General features: G+C 58.5%; 17 protein-coding genes. 7 read left to right on the top strand and 10 right to left on the bottom strand.

Annotated elements, in window-relative coordinates; translation table 11 throughout:
* Positions 1-17 precede the first annotated feature (17 nt).
* The 5 genes from ACXJKO_RS21405 to ACXJKO_RS21385 all read right to left on the bottom strand — a co-directional run bounded on the left by ACXJKO_RS21405 (position 18) and on the right by ACXJKO_RS21385 (position 6,183).
* On the bottom strand, positions 18-1,646 hold the full coding sequence (locus ACXJKO_RS21405; RefSeq protein ID WP_457093100.1) for an FAD-binding protein: 1,629 nt from the start codon (positions 1,644-1,646) through the stop codon (positions 18-20).
* A 79-nt stretch (positions 1,647-1,725) separates the two neighbouring features.
* Complete coding sequence (locus ACXJKO_RS21400; protein WP_457093099.1) at positions 1,726-2,229, bottom strand: MaoC family dehydratase; 504 nt, start codon at positions 2,227-2,229, stop codon at positions 1,726-1,728.
* A gap of 45 nt (positions 2,230-2,274) precedes the next feature.
* Complete coding sequence (locus ACXJKO_RS21395) at positions 2,275-3,405, bottom strand: acyl-CoA dehydrogenase family protein (protein WP_457093098.1); 1,131 nt, start codon at positions 3,403-3,405, stop codon at positions 2,275-2,277.
* A gap of 12 nt (positions 3,406-3,417) precedes the next feature.
* Positions 3,418-4,593: an acyl-CoA dehydrogenase family protein gene (locus ACXJKO_RS21390; protein WP_457093097.1), complete on the bottom strand. Its 1,176-nt coding sequence runs from the start codon at positions 4,591-4,593 to the stop codon at positions 3,418-3,420.
* A 9-nt stretch (positions 4,594-4,602) separates the two neighbouring features.
* Positions 4,603-6,183 carry an AMP-binding protein gene (locus ACXJKO_RS21385; RefSeq protein ID WP_457093096.1) on the bottom strand — a complete coding sequence of 527 codons (1,581 nt, stop codon included), beginning with the start codon at positions 6,181-6,183 and terminating at the stop codon, positions 4,603-4,605.
* Between the two features lie 435 nt (positions 6,184-6,618).
* Between ACXJKO_RS21385 and ACXJKO_RS21380 the strand changes: the two genes are divergently transcribed.
* Positions 6,619-7,797: an ABC transporter substrate-binding protein gene (locus ACXJKO_RS21380; protein ID WP_457093095.1), complete on the top strand. Its 1,179-nt coding sequence runs from the start codon at positions 6,619-6,621 to the stop codon at positions 7,795-7,797.
* 165 nt (positions 7,798-7,962) lie between these two features.
* Here ACXJKO_RS21380 and ACXJKO_RS21375 read toward each other — a convergent pair whose 3' ends face one another.
* Positions 7,963-9,558 carry an FAD-binding oxidoreductase gene (locus tag ACXJKO_RS21375; RefSeq protein ID WP_457093094.1) on the bottom strand — a complete coding sequence of 532 codons (1,596 nt, stop codon included), beginning with the start codon at positions 9,556-9,558 and terminating at the stop codon, positions 7,963-7,965.
* Positions 9,559-9,869: 311 nt separating this feature from the next.
* Between ACXJKO_RS21375 and ACXJKO_RS21370 the strand changes: the two genes are divergently transcribed.
* The 6 genes from ACXJKO_RS21370 to ACXJKO_RS21345 all read left to right on the top strand — a co-directional run bounded on the left by ACXJKO_RS21370 (position 9,870) and on the right by ACXJKO_RS21345 (position 15,543).
* Positions 9,870-10,652: an IclR family transcriptional regulator gene (locus ACXJKO_RS21370; protein ID WP_457093093.1), complete on the top strand. Its 783-nt coding sequence runs from the start codon at positions 9,870-9,872 to the stop codon at positions 10,650-10,652.
* Positions 10,653-11,115: 463 nt separating this feature from the next.
* Positions 11,116-12,285, top strand: a complete 1,170-nt coding sequence (locus ACXJKO_RS21365; protein WP_457093092.1) for an ABC transporter substrate-binding protein — start codon at positions 11,116-11,118, stop codon at positions 12,283-12,285.
* Between the two features lies 1 nt (position 12,286).
* Positions 12,287-13,174: a branched-chain amino acid ABC transporter permease gene (locus tag ACXJKO_RS21360; RefSeq protein ID WP_457093091.1), complete on the top strand. Its 888-nt coding sequence runs from the start codon at positions 12,287-12,289 to the stop codon at positions 13,172-13,174.
* A 3-nt stretch (positions 13,175-13,177) separates the two neighbouring features.
* A complete protein-coding gene (locus ACXJKO_RS21355; protein WP_457093090.1) occupies positions 13,178-14,074 on the top strand; it encodes a branched-chain amino acid ABC transporter permease in 897 nt (298 codons plus the stop codon).
* Entirely contained in the window at positions 14,067-14,876 is an 810-nt protein-coding gene (locus ACXJKO_RS21350) for an ABC transporter ATP-binding protein (RefSeq protein WP_457093089.1), read from the top strand. The genes ACXJKO_RS21355 and ACXJKO_RS21350 overlap by 8 nt, the downstream gene beginning before the upstream one ends.
* A complete protein-coding gene (locus ACXJKO_RS21345) occupies positions 14,848-15,543 on the top strand; it encodes an ABC transporter ATP-binding protein (RefSeq protein ID WP_457093088.1) in 696 nt (231 codons plus the stop codon). The genes ACXJKO_RS21350 and ACXJKO_RS21345 overlap by 29 nt, the downstream gene beginning before the upstream one ends.
* A 39-nt stretch (positions 15,544-15,582) precedes the next feature.
* Here ACXJKO_RS21345 and ACXJKO_RS21340 read toward each other — a convergent pair whose 3' ends face one another.
* The 4 genes from ACXJKO_RS21340 to ACXJKO_RS21325 form a co-directional block, all read right to left on the bottom strand.
* Complete coding sequence (locus ACXJKO_RS21340; RefSeq protein ID WP_457093087.1) at positions 15,583-17,178, bottom strand: alpha/beta fold hydrolase; 1,596 nt, start codon at positions 17,176-17,178, stop codon at positions 15,583-15,585.
* Positions 17,179-17,239: 61 nt separating this feature from the next.
* Complete coding sequence (locus ACXJKO_RS21335; protein ID WP_457093086.1) at positions 17,240-18,133, bottom strand: isocitrate lyase/PEP mutase family protein; 894 nt, start codon at positions 18,131-18,133, stop codon at positions 17,240-17,242.
* A gap of 12 nt (positions 18,134-18,145) precedes the next feature.
* The gene (locus ACXJKO_RS21330; RefSeq protein ID WP_457093085.1) at positions 18,146-18,658 is read right to left on the bottom strand and encodes a 3-isopropylmalate dehydratase; all 513 of its coding nucleotides are present in this window, start codon (positions 18,656-18,658) and stop codon (positions 18,146-18,148) included.
* Between the two features lie 10 nt (positions 18,659-18,668).
* Positions 18,669-18,980: aconitase family protein (locus tag ACXJKO_RS21325; RefSeq protein ID WP_457093084.1), on the bottom strand; the 312-nt coding region annotated here is incomplete at its 5' end.

The following is an 18,980-nucleotide window of genomic DNA, read 5'->3' as shown; positions in this document are numbered from 1 at the left end:
CTTTTGGGTCCGAGGCTCTAGCCGGCGGCCGCGTTCATAGCAGCATAGGCCATGGCGAAGTTGCGGCTGTTGGCATAGCCCGTGACGTATCCGCGGAATTCGCTCGTCGCGGCCGCGTTTCCAGTCGCGAACAGGCCGGGCACGGATGTGCCGTCATGTCTCAGAACACGGCCTTCCTCATCCGTGCTGATGCCGAAGGTGCACATTCCTGTGCCGAGCAGATGCAGCGGCACGCCATAAAATGGCGGTTGGCTGACAGGGCCGAGATTGGCGTTCGGATGATGATCCGGATCGCCATAGCGTCGCCGCACGAATGGGAGGCTGCCTCGTCCGAAATCGGGATCGAGGCCGCGCTCGGCATTGTCATTGAAACGGTCAATCGTCTCCGTCAGCGCAGTGGCGTCGATCCCAAGCAGGTTCGCAAGCGTCGTCAGATCATCGGCACGTACGATGTTCGATGGATAGTCGGATCCTGCCGGCAATCCCGCCAGAGGATAGGATCGGCGGAATTGATCGTCGAGGATCAGGAAACATGGGAAGTTGATCCACTTCTTCGCCCGCGCATCCCAGCTTCGCAGGGCTTCGTTGATGCCGACATAATAGCTCTCGTCGCCGAACCGGACGCCATTCCGGTTGACCACCAACGTATGCGGCATGCCCATCACATCGAAGAGCTGCCGGCAGACGGGTTCGACGCTGCCGGGATGATGATCTTCAGGGTTGATGATCGCACCCATGGAAAATTGCGGGCCGCCGCCACGCATGATTGCGGCGCCATGGGATGCTGCGAGCGACAGATGATCGCCGGCAATCGAAGGCGGGCCGGCTTCCTCGAAATCGGGAAGCCCTTCCATGTCGGCTGCATCTGGCGACCAGCCGTAACCGCCCGTCGCCAGCATAACGCCGCGACGGGCGCGCACGCGAACACGTCCACCTTCCGGGGCGGAGGCTTCAACGCCGACGACTCTGCCCTCAGACGAGAGGAGACGGACAGCGCGATGATCCGTCCAGCACAAGATCCGGCGTTGGACGAGCRCGGCATGCGCGAATGCTCCGGCCAAGCCCAAACCCATGGTGAGAAAGTCTTGATCCTCGCGCAATGCGAACATCTTCTGCTTCTCATCTTTGGAGAGCGTATCGTCGTATAATTCGCGATGGCGCAACCCTATGCGATAATGCGGGCTCGGCATGAGCTTGCTACGCCATTCGCCCAGTATCGGTCCGGCAATGGCGCTTTCGAACATCCGCCCAGAGGCTGTCGAGCCGGGCGCATCAGGGTAGAAGACATCCGGATTGCCTGGGACCACATCGAGATTGACGCCGACCGACATATAATAGCGGGCCGCTTCGGACATGAAGGCAAGGAGCCGAGCACGGTTGTTCCTGCCGCCGACAGCCCGCTCGCCCTCGACATAGCTCAGGTACTCGTTCGCAACTTCGAGCGTATCGCCGTCGCTGAGACCCGGCAGCCAATACAGGCCGCCGCTATAGGCCGCTCCGCCACCGACATAAGACGAACTTTCAAGCAGAAGGACGGACAGTCCGAGGTCGTGCGCTCGAATCGCTGCCGCCAAGCCTCCCAGTCCGGCTCCGACACACACCACATCAACATCGATGTCGTGGACGAACGTGAGGGGAGAAGCCATAATGGAAATGCCTTCGTTATTTTAGAACGTTTAGCCAATGTTCATCGAATATCGCTGACATCTATAGCTGCCCCCGGAACTAACTTTCCAGTGCTAATGTGATGTGCTGAGCCACCAATGCGGGCTTTTGTGAATTTTCAATTTCGATGCCGCACTCGATCAATAGGCGTACGCCACCTTTGATGATTTCCGCATTCTTGAGTGTCTGGTGCAATCTGACCCGGGATCCAACAGGAACCGGGCTGAGAAACCGGAGATGATCGAATCCGTAATTGATCGATCGCGTCGCGCCCTGGATACGGTAGATTTCTTGCATCCATGTAGCGACCAGGGAGAGCAGCAGAAAACCGTGTGCAATGGTGGAGCCTTGAGGCAGCTCGCGCTTGGCGCGCTCGATGTCGACATGGATCCATTGGTCGTCGCCCGTAACACGGGCGAATTCATCCACCATGGTCTGGTCGATCACATGCCAGGCGCTTGTTCCGAGCTTCTTCCCAACATACCGGACCATGCTGGCCGGATGATCGAATTCAAGGACTGCATGTGACTGGAGCTCCTGGATGGAGGCCGGATCCTGTGCCATCGGCTTTTTCCTTCGAAGAGGATGTCCCGTTTCGAACGGTAAGTTCTACTCTGCGGCTTCTAGGCGGGTCGCATGGTAATCCGTATCGCCAAGCTGTGTCTCGATCATGGTCAGGCGTTTAAAATAGTGGCCGGCTTGATACTCCGTCGTCATGCCGATGCCGCCATGGAGCTGGATCGCCTGCTGGCCGATGAAGCGTGCTGACCGGTTGATCTGAACCTTCGCTGCGGAGATGGCTTTCTGCCGCTCTACAGGATCGGCCGATTCAGCCATCAGCATGGCGTAAACCGCCATGCTGCGAGCCTGCTCCAATGCGATATACATATCGACGGCGCGGTGCTGGAGAGCCTGGAAGGTTCCAATGGCTACACCGAACTGCTTGCGGACTTTGAGATAGTCGACGGTCAGTTCATGCAAGGCTGCCATGGCGCCGACGGCTTCCATGCAAAGTGCTGCTACAGCCAGATCGAACGCCTCAAGGATGACGAGAGCTGCTTGATGGACATCGCCTAGCATCGTACCCTGGTCGACGCGCACGCCCTCAAGCATTACGTCGGCTGCGCTCCCGCCATCATGCATGGAATATCCTGATACCGTGACACCTGGTGCAAGCGGATCGATGAGGAATAGCGTAACGCCTTGCGGGTCGTTGATCGTGCCAGCACTTCGTRCGCTGACAACGAGGAGGTTAGCTTGAGCGCCGTAAAGGATACCTTCCTTGCTGCCGTCAATGATCCAACTGTCACCATCGCGCACGGCCTTCGTAGCGACATGGTTCAAGTCATAGCGCGCTTGCCGCTCCGCATGAGCAAAAGCCAGCTTCAGGGATCCTTCCGCGATCTGGCTTAAGAGCTGCTCCTTTTGCTGCTCCGTTCCGGCGCGACGAACGAGTGTGCCCGCCAGAATGGCCGTTGCGAGATACGGTTCATTCACGAGGTGTCGGCCGAAGGCTTCCATGACGATCATCGTCTCAGAAGGCCCGCCGCCGAATCCGCCATAGGCTTCATCAATCGACAAGCCAAGAGCGCCGAGTTCGGCCAGCTTGGACCACCCATCGACCGTTGGGGTACCGGCCATCAAAGCCTTCTGACGGGTTTCGAAATTATATGTCTCAGCGATCATGCGCTCGAGGCTGTTCTTGAAGAGAGACTGCTCCTCGGAGAATTCGAAGTTCATGAAACTGCGCCTTTAGAAGCCAAGGATCGCCTTGGAGATGATGTTGCGCTGGATCTCGTTGGACCCGCCAAAGATGGAGACCTTGCGCCAATTGAAGTAGGTGCTGACGATAGCCTGTTCGTCGAATTGAGAACTCAGCCGTTCGGATGCGCTCGAAGTCGCAGGCCCAAGCAGATCGAGAAGAAGTTCGGTTGCGGTCTGTTGCAGGTCCGAGCCTTTGATCTTCAAAACCGACGTGATGGGATTGGCGACATTGGACTTTTGTTTTCCCTCGGCGGTCACGACCCTGAGCTGCGTCATCTCGAGGGCTTTCAGCTCTACCTCGAGCTCAGTGACGCGGCGTCTGAAGATGGGGTCGTCCAGCATCGTCCCGAATTTGCTGGGTGTTCGCTTGGCAATCGTCTTAATCCGCTCGACCTGTGTCTTGGTGAAGCCGACGCGGGCAATGCTCGTGCGTTCCTGTCCAAGCAGGTACTTCGCATAGGACCAGCCCTTGTTCTCCTCGCCGACGAGTTGGTCGGCAGGAACGCGGACGTTGTCGAAGAAAACCTCGTTGACCTCATGGCCTCCATCGATGAGCTGGATGGGTCGCACAGTCACGCCGGGAGAGCGCATATCGAAGAGGAGGAAGCTGATGCCCTCCTGCTTCTTGGCGCCTGTGTTCGTTCGAACGAGGCAGAACATCCAGTCCGCGAAATGCGCCTGGGTCGTCCAGGTCTTCTGTCCATTGACGATGTAATAATCGCCTTCGCGCCGCGCCGTCGTCTTGACGGCGGCGAGGTCAGATCCGGCTTCCGGTTCTGAGAAGCCTTGGCACCACCAGATATCGAGGTTCGCGGTCGCTGCAAGAAAGCGCTGCTTCAAGGCATCTGATCCGAATGCCGCGATCACGGGGCCGACGAGAGCCGTGTTGAAAGGCAGGGGTGTCGGAACCGACGCACGCTCCAACTCGTCGTTGAAGATGTAGTGTTGAACCGGCGTCCAATCCTGGCCGCCCCATTCCACCGGCCAGTGCGGCACTGCCCATCCGCGGGCATTGAGGATGCGCTGAACCGTGACAATGTCGTCCTTGGTCAACTCATGCCCGGAGAACTGCTTGCGTTTGATGGCGTCGGGAATCTCGGAGGCAAGAAAGGAGCGCACTTCATCACGGAAGGCGATTTCTTCAGAGGTGAAGTTCAAGTCCATCTTGCATTCCTATTGATTGATGGCTGAAGCGGCACTGGCGGATTCCTGCTCTTCGAGAACACGTCGCAGGAGCTTTCCGGCCGCGCTGCGTGGAAGCGATTCACGAACTTCCAAAGCCATAGGCATCTCGTGCCGTCCGAGGCGATCCTTGAGGAAAGTGCGCAGATCCTCAAGCGTGAGTGGAGGCGACGCTTCACGCAGTGTGACGAACGCTTTGACCGCCTGCCCCTTGTAGCTGTCGGGAACGCCGATCACGAGGACCTCGGCCACATCGGGATGCTCGTAGATCGCATTCTCGACAGTGGTTGGATAAATGTTGAAGCCGCTCGAAATGATGAGGCTTTTCTTGCGATCCACGAGAGCATAAAGGCCGTCGTCATCCATGATGCCGATATCGCCGGTCAGAAAGTAGCCATCGACGAAGGATTTCGCATTCTCCTCAGGCCTGTTCCAATAGCCCTTGCAGATATTGGGGCCCCGAATTCTCAGTTCGCCGACCTCATTGGGCGAGAGCACTTGGCGCGGATCGTCCAATGAGACGACCTGCAGTTCGATGCCGGGTTGCGGCACGCCGATCAGGCCTGGCCTCATGGTGGCGGATACGGGAATTTCGGTTCCGACAGGCGAGGCCTCGGTCAATCCCCAGCCGCCAAGCATGCGTTGCCCGACGGTTGTCTCGACACGGCGCGCGACCTCGGTCGGCATGGGCGCTCCTCCGGATATGCAGAGACGCAGGGAGGAGAAGTCGCGGCTCTCGGCGCCGGGATGATTTGCAATCGCGATCCACATGGTGGGGACGCCGGGAAAAATCGTAATCCTGCTCGTCTCGATTTCTCCAATGGCGGTTTCGACATCGAACCGCCGATGCAGATAAACTTCATTGCCCTCGCGGAACTGCCTGAGAGTGAGGAAGAGCATCGCGTAAGAATGAAAGAGAGGGAGAACGCCGATCACGCGCTCCTCACCTGGCACGGGAACGATCTCGTCCTTCCAATGGACAGCGATGTCGATGGCGGCAGTCAGATTGGCATGGCTGAGCATTGCCGCCTTCGGATGGCCGGTGGTTCCACCCGTATATTGAAGCACGGCCACCATATCTTTCGTGATCGCAGGCCATGCCGCAGGTTCTTCAGATGTCATGATATCTGATATCGAGACAATACGAGGATCATTTTGAGGCGCAAATTCCGCACTTGCGGGATCCCATTCGCTCTCATCCGCGACGATAATCTGATCCAGAGCGCCTTCGCCGAGAAGACGTAAAGCCTTATCGAGATACTCATCGCGGTTGAGGATGATGATGGTTCTCGCGCCGCTATCCTTGAGCTTGAACTCGATCTCGCGATAGGCATCGAGCGGGCTCAGGTTGACTTGCCTTACTCCGATCCGGGTGAGAGCAAACAGCACGATCTGKTGATAGGGCGTGTTGGGCATATAGACGGCCATGGCCGTCTCAGGCTCTACACCTCGCTGCAGAAGGCCGGCAGCCAATCTCACGGATCTTTTTCTGATCTCGCTGAAACTCAGACGGTGCCCGAGATAATTCACCGCAGGGCGCTCACCCCACTTCGCTGCTGCATCATCGACCATCGATGGCAGGGTCGTAGTGAGTATTGGAACGTCCCAGCGGCATGCCGCCGGATACGACTTCTGCCAAGGATGCCGATGATCCAATCCAGCTTTCGCGTGCTCTGACTCCGATACGTCGCGCGATTGCGGTGAGCCAATCATGTTTCCATCCCTATCGGCTTCTTGCGAAGCCACATGGGCGCGAGGCCACATCATTCTTTGATTTGCCGTTCAGTATGGCAGCAGTTCCAGAAGTGTCAAACTGCGAGTCATGTATCACAGTATGAAATATGTGGGGTCGTGGGAGATCTCGATTGCGGCAGGAAAAGCGCTAGTAAGCGATTCGTGTCATCTAGCAAAACGATTGTCATTGCTTGACAGCTTTCTTTCTCGCGGCTTACTCTTGGGAAAAGCCATAAGAAAAACTTTTCCGAAAAAGAAATCAGGAGGATTACGATGCCGATCTCGATGAGACGCGGGGCGCGACGCCATGGCTTATTCACGACTATTATCGGCGCTGCCGCTCTACTCAGTCCAGTCATGCTAAATGTGGTGCAGGCCGCGCCGCCGTCCGGCGAATACAAGGTCGGCTTCATCGCGGAAAAGACAGGCCCGATCGCTGCCGCGGGCATCACCTTTGCACGAGGCGCCGAGCTTGCCGTCGAGGAGATGAACGCCACATCCTATATCGGTCCGAACGTAAAGGTCAGCCTTGTCGAGAAGGAGAGCGGAACCGACACGGCGCGCGGCATTCAGGCCCTCTCGCAGTTCATTGCCGACCGCTCGATTCTAGCCGTAAGCTGCTGCCTGTTGTCTCCGACAGTCAACGCCATGAAGCCGGTCACTAAGAACGGCAAGATGCCGATGGTGATTTATGGCGCCACAGCGCCCGGCCTTCCCGAGCCGCCCTACGTCTACAACGCCTCCGATGTCGCCGGTCTTCGCGATGTCTTCATGGCAAAGCGCTTGTCGGAAGAGATCAAGCCCAAGACAGTCGCCTATTTCGTCATGGCGGACAATGAAACCTATCAGGGGCGCATGAAGGCGTCTCAGAAGATCATGGAAGAATCCGGCGCAAAGACGTCGGGAGTCATTTCGATCTTCGGTGCCGATACGGACTTCACAGCGCCTGCGACACAGGCCATGGCGCTCAATCCGGATATGATCCAGATCTATGCCATTCAAACGCCAACCGCGGGCATTATCGCGTCGCTGCGGGCGCGTGGCTACAAGGGAATAATCGCGACCTCGGACGTGATTGCTTCGATGGCGGTCTTCAAGAAGCTGGGTCCGTCCATTCTGCAGATCCCGTTCCCGACGAACTTCTCGCCGGATCTTCTGAGTGATCCTGCGGCGAAGGCTTTTGCGACGAAGTACAGCGAAAAATACGGAGAAAAGCCCGATAGCTACGCGGTTCAGGGCTACACCGCCTTGTACTTCATCGGCCAGGGCATGAAAGGCCTCAATGCTGCTCCGACGCGTGAAACGCTCGGTGAAAGCATGGCGAAGATGACGTCTCTCGAACGTAATCTTTACGGTGGCCTTCCGATCCAGAACGGCCAGGCAATCCTCGAGAAGCCCATCCTCGCTCAATGGTCCGAGGATGGGCGGATCATCGAGTGGAAGAAGCCGTAGCTGAAACACTCTTCCAAGAAATCAGCTTCAAGCGTGGCCTCACGGTCACGCTTTTTCTTTGGTCGTAGTGATCGCTGGCATCAACGAGATGCCCAAGTTCCGCAAGCTAAGGCACAAAAAGAAAGGCGCCCTCTCTAGGGCGCCTTTCTACTTCTGGGTCAAATTTTAGCGAGCCAGTCCCAAAGAGCCCGGATTCATCAGCCCCTTCGGATCGAGTGCTTTCTTGATGTCCTGTGCCAGAGACCATGTGTTGGCGCTCAAGATGGATTCGAATGGATAATCTCTTGCCACCTGCCAGCTGACGCCGCCGAGGCCTGCATAGAGCTCCTGGCATCCGCGCCGGAGTTCGGCGACAGCGTTGCGCGCTTCAGGATTGGCCGGGCGTCCCAGCCACGGCTTGACCGTGTCTGCGCCGACGCTTGCGGCATGCAGCGGCGTGATTTCGTCGTTCCAGTAGAAGGCAGGCTCAAGGAAGAACTCGTTTCCGACGGTCATGCTCATTACGGAATAGAGAATGCCGTGTGTCTCCATGAAATCCTTCTTCTGCTCGAAATAGGCTTCGTTGGCATTCACGACATTCTGGGCTTCGCTCAGTGGGAAGACCGCATGGATCGGCACCCAGCGCTCTCCGTTCAGGCCCAGCATGCCGCGAACCGGCGAGAAGGGCTTCGAGCGCATTACCTTCGGAACGGTGTTCTCGATCTCCGTTCCGTGCTTGCGGCCGATGGCGCGCAGTGTTTCGAGCGCGACCTTCAGCTGCTCCGGTGAGTGAGCTTCCGTCACGATGTGGAGCGTATAGTTGTGCGCTTTCAGGAAGGCCGTTCCGCCGGCAGCGACACTGGCAGCTTCTTTCAGGCCCTGCAGCATCGTCTTGCCGGCTTTTGCGACATTGCCGAGAGTCTTCAAGCCATCCGAGATGCGGTTGACGCTGGCGGAGTGACTGGCTTTGTTTCGGTCGATGCCGAAGCCTTCCGAGACAAGTCGCGTGCGTGCCATGTCGGTTTGCGCCGCAGCCATGTTCTGCAGGCTCGTGAAGCCGAAGGACAGAAAGCCGATCTCGCTCGGCTTCGGCCAGAGCCTCAGAGTCGTGGAGACCTTGATGCCGAAGGCGCCGTTATCGCCAAGGAACATGCCGGTCAGATCAGGGCCACCATAGCGGGAGAAGGGTTTCGTGTTCTTGCGCCCGCCGGATCCCGTGGTGACGATGCGGCCATCGGCGAGGACGACGGTGACGCCCAGAACAGCCTCGGCAACAGTGCCGTTGAGCGCGGAGCCAAAGAATGCGCTGTTCTGTGAAAGTGCGCCGCCAATGGTGGCGTTCACGCCGGAGAGCGGGCCCCAATATCCTGTGCGAAGACCTGTGCTTTCCAGGGCCTCGTTGAGCTTCGCCCAAGTGCAGCCCGCTTCCACGGTGACATAAAGATCATCCGTGTTGAGCTCGATGATGCCGTCGAGCTTGCGCGTATCGATGACAATGGAATCTGCCCGGTCCGGCAGGTATCCTTTAGTGTAAGACATGCCGCCGCCGCGCGGAACGACAGACAGGCCCTCGTCCGTTGCAACGCGAACGGCCTCGGACACCTCTTGCTGGCTCTGGGGAAGAATGACGGCCAGGGGAGGGATGCCGGGTTGCCAGAAGATGTCGTTGGCATAATAGTCGCGCGTGGCGGCATCCGCGAGAACGCGGTCGTCTCCAAGCGCGCGCTGCAAGKCATCCACAGCCATCAGGTCATCCGTGCGAACATGAGATGTCATCGTCATTAGGCGTTTCCCAATTTATCCTGCCCGAAAAGGGCACGGTTCTTCATCTTGCTCGGGAGGGCCGTTGATTGCTGATTTTGGGCCGTGTTGTGCGACGCAGCATCCCGATTGTACCGCCCTGAGGCTTCAGAAAGCACCCAGACGTCGCGTCCCGATTATCCTGGGAATGGAACCATCGAATTCATAGCGTGTCAAATGACGATTTGTGTTTCATTCTGCGACATGGTAATTCTCGCGGGTGGCGTTCGTGCCAACTTGCTACGGGGCATGAATACCGTCACAAAGAGGGAAAACCATCTTAGGCAACAAGAATGACGACAAAAGTAAGTAGCACTCACAATGTACGAGCCGTCACGCGGGCGCTGGCTGTTCTGAATTCCTTTGCGGGTAAGGGTTTGCAGTCGCTTGCGGAAGTGACGCAGATCACCGGTCTCGATAAGGGAACGACACGTCGCCTCCTCCTGACGCTCATGGACAGTGGCTTCATCGCGCAGGATCCTGCCAGCCAGCATTACCGTCTGGGCCGCGCTATCCGCGATCTCGCGTCCAATGTCGCGGACGATCTGGACCTGCGCGCTATTGCGATGCCGGTCATGACGGAGCTTGCATCTGAGCTTCACATCACGGCGTTCATCTCTGTCTACGATGAAGGCGACGTGATTTGCCTCGAGCGCATTCACGACATGAAAGGCATCGAAGTCCATTGGTGGGCTGTGGGTGGAACTTTGCCCTACAATTGTGGTGGAGCTCCCAAGCTCATGCTGGCGTATCAATCCCAGCAGGAAATCAATCGGGCTCTCAAGCGCCCAATGGCGGCCCTGACTCCGAAGAGTGTGACCGACCCTAATGAACTTCGTGCGCAACTGACCAAGATCCGCAAGCGCGGCTGGGAATGCGCAATTGACGACGTTGCGGTTGGCCTGACGGCTCTCGCTGCACCGGTTCTCGGCAAGGACGGAGAAGTCGTGTGCTGCATCASCATAGCCGGCTTGACGCCTCAGATGGTGAACCGGGGTCGCCCTGTACACATTGATCGCGTTCTTGCGGCGGCTGAGCAGATCGAGCGGCGCCTGAACGGCGGCGGTACGCGCTGATTGTTATGGTTTGGGGAAGGGGTGTTCCTCCTTCCCTGCGCCGATTGAGCCGACGCTCGGAGAGACGCTTCACAATGGCTCACCTCTATTTCATCGTATGAAATGCGTTTTGCTGATTGACAGAAAACTTTGAATGGTCCTAACCTGCGCTCAATGAGAAACAAAATCTCAGGGAGGCGCCAAGTGGACCATCCACTCGCGAACGCACATTTTAAAAGATGTCTGGCGCCTTCGTCGCCGAAACGACTTGCGGATGTGATCCGCATCGCCACGTTCAAAGATTCCTGAATTAAAGCGTTGGTTGAGCAGTAGGGATCCTGCTCAACTGCTTGGCCGGATTGTAACTGCTCTGCTTCAGCAACCGTTGATCTCCATCGCTGATCATGGGTCGCTACAGCGGCAAAGTTGTTTCCGGCAAATACCAAACGCCAAACATAAGGTCTCGTACCGGAGGATAAGTGCAATGAAGGACTGGACGAACACGCCAAGAACGATCCGCGACGGCATTCTCGCGCTCACGGTTGCAGCCGGAGCGCTTGCTCCGCTCGCTGCCACTGCGGCCCCGGCGCCAGGTGAATATACAATCGGATTTGTCTCTGAGAGCACCGGCCCCCTAGCCGCGGCTGGTGTATCCTATGAGCGCGGAGCGGAACTCGCGGTCGAAGAAATCAATCAGAGCAATTGGGCAGGCGAGGGCGTCAAGCTACGCCTTACCGAGAAGGAAAGCGGCTCCGATGCCGCGCGTTCGGTTCAGGCTCTGACACAGTTCGTCGCCGACCGTAATGTCATCGCCGTGACCTGCTGCATTCTCTCGCCGGTGGCGGGCGCCATGAAACCGGTTGCTACCAATTCGAAGATCCCGTTGGTGATCTACGGCGCAACGCTGCCGGGCCTGCCGCAGCTGCCTTATGTCACTTCCATCGTCGCGCTTCCTGGCCCTCAGGAAGTGAAAATGACGAAGCTGATCGCCGAGAAGCTTAAGCCCAAGACGGCCGCCTATTTCGTCAACGCGGACAACGAGGGCTTCCAGGGACGCTTCAAGGCCGCGCAGAAGGTCATGGAAGAGGCGGGCGTGAAGACCGCAGGCGTGGTGAGCATTCTCTCCAGCGACACAGACTTCACGGCTCCTGCCACGCAGGCCATGGGCACGAATCCTGATCTCATCATGGTCTGGACGACGCAGACTCCGGCTGCCGGCATCATCGCCGCCCTGCGCGCTCGCGGTTATACCGGCCAGATCACCGCGTCGGACGTGATTTCTCCCGCGCCTGTCTTCAAGAAGATCGGCGAGCCGCTCGCCGGTGTGCCGTTCCCCATCGCCTTCGCTGCCGAAATCTCGAAAAGCCCCGAGGCGAAGAAGTTCGTCGACGGCTATCAGCAGAAGTTCAAGGAAGCACCGGACACCTATTCGGCGCAGGGTTACACGGCGATCTATTCCATCGCGCAGGGCCTGAAGTCTCTTGACGGCAAGCCTACCCGCGAAGCTCTCGCCGAAGCGATCGCCAAGAGCACCAAGCTCGAGCCGAACGTCTATGGCGGTCTGCCGATGGTCAACGGCCAAGCCGACGTTCAGAACTCGCTGATCGCGAACTGGTCTAAGGACGGCAAGGTCGTCAGCTGGGAGCAGAAGTGACATGCAGCTCTTTGTCGAGCAATTGATTAACGGATGGGCGTTGGGTTCACTCTACGCCCTATTCGGGATCGGCTTCGGCCTCGTGTTCTCCACGCTTGGCATCCTCAATGCGGCGCACGGCACCTATGCCAGCTGGGCGGCCATCATCGGATACTATGTCGTGGAGAAAACAGGGGCACCATTCCCCATAGCGGTGCTTTCAGGCGTTCTCGGCGGTGGTCTCATCGCCGTCGTCGTCGATCAGATCGGCTTCCAGCCGCTTCGCGCTCGGAAGGCGGGAATGCTGGGAGCTCTAATCACCAGCATCGCATTCTGGATCATTCTCGACAGCCTTGCCGGTTTCGCCACCGGTCAGCAGAGCCTTGCCTTCCCAGCTTCGAGCTATCCGAACCAAATGGTGAACTTAGGGCCGCTGCGCATTCCGCAGATGCAGATCATCATCATTCTCTCGCTCATCGTCTGCACGGTCGGGATCTATCTTCTCATTCAGAAAACTCGACTGGGCGCAGCCATGCGCGCAGTCGGGTGGAATGAGGTTGCGGCCGCGTTGGGCGGCGTGAATTCCCGCGTCGTGATCCTGCTGACGGCCTTCCTTGCAGGCGCTACTTCAGGCCTTGCGGGCGTGCTCGGCGGTATCTCCACGTCCAACGTGTCCTTCACGCTTGGTGAGGGCCTGATGCTGAAGGGCTTCGCGGCGGTCGTCGTCGGTGGTTACGACGATGTTCGCGGCACGGCCATTGCCGGCATCATGCTGGGTATCATCGAGGTCTTCGTCGCTCAGTATATCTCGACGGCATTCCGCGATGGTTTCACCTACATCCTGCTTCTGATGTTCCTTGTGATCCGTCCACGCGGCCTCTTCGGCAGCGCCAGCTTCATGCGAGCATAAGCGATGGAAACACTCCTCGATTTCTGGGCGGCCTATGGCAGTACCTTTATGTTTGCCATGGTCAATGCCCTCTTCGCTCTAAGCACCTATGCGGTTCTATCGACCGGAGTCCTGAGCTTCACCACTGTCGTCTTCGCGGCAGTGGGTGGCTTCCTGGCGGCGCAGATGGTTGCGCATTCAAACATCTCGATCTTCCTTGCCTTCCCCATCGCCGCTATCGGTGGGGGTATTGCGGCCGCGCTTGTCGCTGCTGCCTTCCTTCGGCTTGAAAGTCACTGGATGGCCCTGGCAAGTCTCGCGCTGGTGCTCATCACCCGTGTGACGGCGCTCAACACGCCGGTGCTGACCGGCGGAGTCAATGGTCTCATTGTTCCGATGAATGTGACGGCCATGGAGCTTAGCGTGATCCTGGTGATGGTTGCGCTGGTGTTCTATCGCTTGCACAAGTCCTGGTACGGTCTGGCATCTCGCGCCGTGCGCGAGGATGCGGCGGTGGCATCCACCATGGGGATCAGCCCTTATCGGATCCAGTTCATCGCGTTCATCATCAGCGGCCTCGTCGGAGGCGTCGGTGGCGCGGCTCTCGCATTCACGCTGCAATTCATCTCGCCCGAGACCTACTTCATCGGCATCGCCTTCACGATGATCGCATCCACGGTTCTCGGTGGATCCTTCCACTGGCTGGGGCCGATCATCGGCGCGGCAGTCTTCACGGCGCTGCCGGTTACCATGCAGGCCATTGTGCCGGCGGTGGAAGATGTGGGGAAGGGCGTCGTGCTGCTTCTCATCATGATCTTCCTGCCGCGCGGCCTGATCGATCCGAGAGCCTTCGGTCTCCGGCGTGCGGCGAAGCGGCGTGAAGAGGCGGAAAAGTCAGCGGGGAAGACGGCCAATGCTTAAGACCGTAGCACCTCCCGTCATTCTGGAATTGAACAACGTGGTCAAACGCTTCGGCGGCGTTGCTGCCGTCGGCGGATTGAATGCCCATGTTCGGYAGGGCAGCGTTCATGGACTGATCGGCCCCAATGGTGCGGGCAAGACGACCTTGATCAATCTGATCACGGGCCTTTTCCACCCGACCGAGGGAACCATTCACTTCGAAGGCAAGCCGCTCGAGAAAATGGCTCCTCAGGACATCGCCAAGCTCGGCATCACCCGAACCTATCAGAACGTCAGGCTGTTCAGCGGCATGACGGTGCTCGAGCAGGTCATGACCGGGTGTTATCTGAGCCGCGGCACGAGCATGTGGGCGTCCTTCCTCGGACTGCCCGCAGCGCGCGCGGCCTGGAAGCAGACGCGAGAGCATGCGATGCATCTTCTCAAGCGCGTCGCCATGGATCATCGCGCCGACGAACTGGCCGAGACCTTGTCCTACGGCGAACAGCGCCGGATCGAGATCGCCCGCGCGCTCGGCTCGAATCCCAAGCTGCTCCTCCTCGATGAGCCTACAGCCGGCATGAACCATTCGGAGGCCAGCGCAGTCGGCCGTCTCGTTCATGAATTGCGCGACAGTGGCCTGACCGTGCTGATGGTGGAGCACAATATGGGCCTCGTCACGGAGTTCTGCGACAGCTGCACTGTCATGAACTTCGGAAAGCTCCTTGCCGAGGGAGATCCCAAAACTTGCATCGCCAACCCGGACGTGCAGGAAGCTTATTTTGGACGTAAGAACGATGCTGAACGTATCCAAGCTCTCCGCTAGCTATGGCGCCATTCAAGCCGTGCGCTCCATTGACCTGGAGGTGAAGGCGGGCTCGCTTTCCGTGCTTCTGGGTGCGAATGGTGCGGGCAAGTCCACGACGCTGCGCAGCATTGCTGGCCTGCACCGGCCCATCACGGGATCGATAAAGCTGGAAAGCCAGGAGATCTCCAAGCTTCCTCTTCACAGCGTGGTGCGCTCGGGCCTTGCCTTCGTTCCCGAAGGTCGAATGGTTGTTGCACCTCTGACGGTGGAAGAGAACCTGGCGCTCAGCCACTTCTCCGGCCGCGCGAAGGAGCCTGATCTTGTCGACCGCGTCTATGAGCTGKTCCCCAGGCTCAAGGAGCGGCGGACCCAGAAAGCGGGCCTCATGAGCGGCGGCGAGCAGCAGATGCTCGCCATCGGCCGGGCCTTGATGACCAAACCGCAGATGCTTGTCCTCGACGAACCATCCATGGGCCTTGCGCCTGCCATCGTGGACTTGGTGTTCCAGTCCATTGTCGCCCTTCACAAACAGGGCCAGTCGATCCTGCTCGTGGAGCAGAACGCGGCGATTGCGCTCTCGGTCTGTGACTACGGCTATGTGATGAAGCGCGGCCATATCGTCGTGGAAGGCACACCGGATCAGTTGAAGCAGAATCCGGAAGTGCTGGAAGCCTACCTTTCCTAATGAGAAAGGGGCGTAGATTTCTCCGCCCCTTTTTCTTTCTCAGCGATTGAAGAACTCATTGTAAAGAGCCAGCGTCTCAGCTGCCTCCTTCTTTGAAGGATCGGGCCACCATACCGTTGTTGGCGTCAGGATTGTCTCGACGTTCGGCAGGTTGAAGCGCCGTGACTCCTCCACTCCATTGACCAGCATATCGTTCGGTCCGGCACAGATCAGAGCAGGGCAGCGCAGGTGCGGCAAGCGGCTTGCCGTGTCGTAGGTAAATGCGGAGCGATAGGCCTTGTCATAGGTGGAACCGCTCTCGAGAATGCCGACAGCATACAGATGAAGCTCTTCCGCTCTCGGCAAGCCGAGCTGTCGCGCCGTGCTGCGCTCAACCCGATACCAGGGCCAGTACAGGAACATGTCGCGACGCCAGTTCCAGATGAGCGGAAGATGCATTCCCCATTTGTCCGCGTGGATCACAGGGAAGTAATTGTCCAGAAGATCGGTCTGAAAATCCGGCGAGATGAACACGGGGCCTTCGAGAACCGTACGGCGAACAAGGTGAGGATATTTGACTGCTAGTTCAAGCCCAACCAGTGAACCCGTATGCGAACCCCAGACATCGACCTGCTCGAAGCCAAGCGCCTCAATGACGGCAGCCGCATCGTCCGCCAGCATCTCGATCGTGACGTCACGGGTCAGTTTGTCCGAGAGACCATTGCCGAAATAGTCGAGAGCGAAGACCTGTCGATCCTGCGCCAGCCCCGTAATGACGGGGGCGAACTGCGCTGAGGAACCTCCGCCTGTCGGAAGAACAAGCAATGGCTGTCCATTGCCGCCGGCGCGGCGAAGATGCACTCGTCCGCGAGCGGTGTCGCGATATTCATGCCAAAGGCGGTTATCGGAGAGAGGCTTCGTTGGAGGCAGAGCAGTGTCCGAGCCGCCAAGATCCAGGCCTCTCAGAGCAGACGGCAGCTCCTCCATAAGACGAATGTGAGAGATATCCTCCAGGCCCTGAGCCTTCGTGACGCCATGCAAGCAGGCACTCCAGGCATCGGCATAATTCTGGGGTGCCACAGCTGCAGCGACGGAGGTGTCTTCAAGTTCTTCCACGCTTGGGATGGGTTCGCCGCCGGTTGCAGGCTGCGTTTCATCGCCAGGCTCCAGCAAGTGGCAATCGCGCAAATAGTTCCAGAGCGCAATCAAGTGCGTGCCGTCCTGCCTCGGCTCCAGGGCAGGGGGCTGAAGGCGACGGTTCGCCCATGACACAGCCCGGTCGAGGCCAATCGTCACCGTGCGAGCAGGCTTGTCGGACAGCTTGGCGAGCAGCGCCGGTAAAACACCGCTTTCGAGATCGTAGGTTGCCAAGGCATAGTTCTTGAAGCCGAGCGCGGCGATCACGCACGAGAGTGCGTCTGCGATGGCATCCGTATTCTGTGCGGACGAGGTTGACGACCCGCCGATGCCTGGAAGTTCAAGTGCAGTGGCGCGCCACCCCTTGAGGAGAGAGCCCAGCTTCGAAGCAACGACATTCGCACCGAGCGTCAAGCCCGCGACAATTACGAGGTCCGAACCGGTACCAGCCTGCCAGAGACGAACCTGCCCTTCAGGCAAAGTGATATAATGCGGCCGAGCCGCAGCGGAGCCGTTCATAGGATGATCTCGCGATGGAATAAAAAAGCGGCGCCCATATAGGGCGCCGCGAAAGGGAGTGTCAGGCCGCCTTGTAGGTCGTAGACGGCTTCTGGTTTAGATACTTCAGCTGCTGGGCTTCGATGTCCTTGAAGCCGATGAACTCCAGGAAGTTTTCATGGTTCTCAACCGGGCGCGGCAGGTTGCGCGTGGTCTTGTCCGCTATGAGCTGCTTCAGGTTATCCTGCAGGGCTTGAGCGGCGCTCATCAGCGGCACTAGGGCGAACGTGGCCATGCCGGCCACGCTTTCGATCTCAGCCGGAGAGAGATCCTTCTCAAGCCATCCGAGAACCTGCAGGGAGAGGGGCACGCCCGCTTCTTGGCGCAGAGTGCGAAGGCCCTCGATCGACTTGAAGCACTTGCTGATCGGCTGAATCACATCCGCGCCCGCAGCAACATAAGCCTTGGCGCGAAGGATGGCTTCCTCTTCGGTGGCCGCATCCGTCCGGGCAATAATCAGCATGTTCGGGTTGCGTCGTGCCTCGACCGCCGCAGCGATCTTGCCGACAGCTTCGTCGACCGGAATGATTTCAACGCCGCCGACACAGATCGGGCAGCGCTTCGGCGAAACCTGATCTTCCATGATCACGGCCGCAGCACCCGTGGCCTCGAACTCCCGGATCGTGCGCATGGCATTGATCGCGTTGCCATAAGCCGTGTCGATATCGGCAACCACCGGAATGTTAACGACGTTTGCAACGTTACGAACAACGCTCACGTTCTCCGACATGGTATAAAGCTCAGCATCGGGCAATCCCAAAACGGACGCCGATACGCCGAAGCCGCTGGTCATGACCGCGTCGAAACCGGCCTGCTCGATGTACTTTGCCGAGAGAGCATCATAGGCGCCGGCAGACCATACGGTCTTCTGGTTGAGAATACGCTCGCGGAATTCACGATGATTGGTGAACGGCATCGGCAGATCCTTTCATTGAGCAACAATGGGGCGCTTGAGGTAGGGAACGAGACCGCCTGCATCGAGCATTTCGCGATCCGCAATGGAGAGAGGCTCAATCGGCAGAGACGTGTTCTTGGTGAGATTGCGAACCTCGTTCGCGGTCCAATCCACCTCGATCTCATCCCAGCGATCCACTAACTTGAGAATTCCTGGGCAGCTGGCCTGCGGAAATCCCATGCTGATTTCCCCTCGCCAATAGCCAGGGGAGAAGGACTCGGCGACGACACCGGAAATGCCAAGATGCCGCATGGCGCGCATGGGCGGATAGTGGGGGTGGCCATATCCGAAATTGGAATTGCCGACGAGTATATCGCCAGGCTTCACGTGCTGATGGAAATCCGGATCGTAGGATTCCATGGCAACCTTGGCCAGTTCCTCGACATCGGTGATCTTGATGTTCTTGACGCCGACGATCTGGTCGACGTCGAAGTCGATCTCATCAAAGATGAATGCGACACGGCCACGGAGATTTTTGAGCGTCATCGGCAGCTCCTCAGAGATACTTGCGAGGGTCGGCGATCGCGCCTTCGATAGCGGACGCGGCAACTGTCGCCGCATTGCAGAGGTAGATTTCCGAATCCGGGCTTCCCATGCGCCCACGAACGTTGAGGGTGCCCGTGGAAACAGCCCGCTGGTGCGATGTCATCGTCGCGATGCGGCCGAAGCAATAGTCGCAGCTGGGAGACGATACGAAGGCCCCGGCTTCCGCCAGGATCGACAGCAGCCCCTCGCGGCCTGCAGCGGCCATGATTTCCTGGCTGGTGGGAACCACATTGAGCTGGAAGCCAGGCTTCACCTGACGGCC

Source organism: Microvirga sp. P5_D2 (assembly GCF_054049475.1).
The sequence above is the reverse complement of the archived record's forward strand: the minus strand, read 5'-3'. Positions and strand labels throughout refer to the sequence as shown.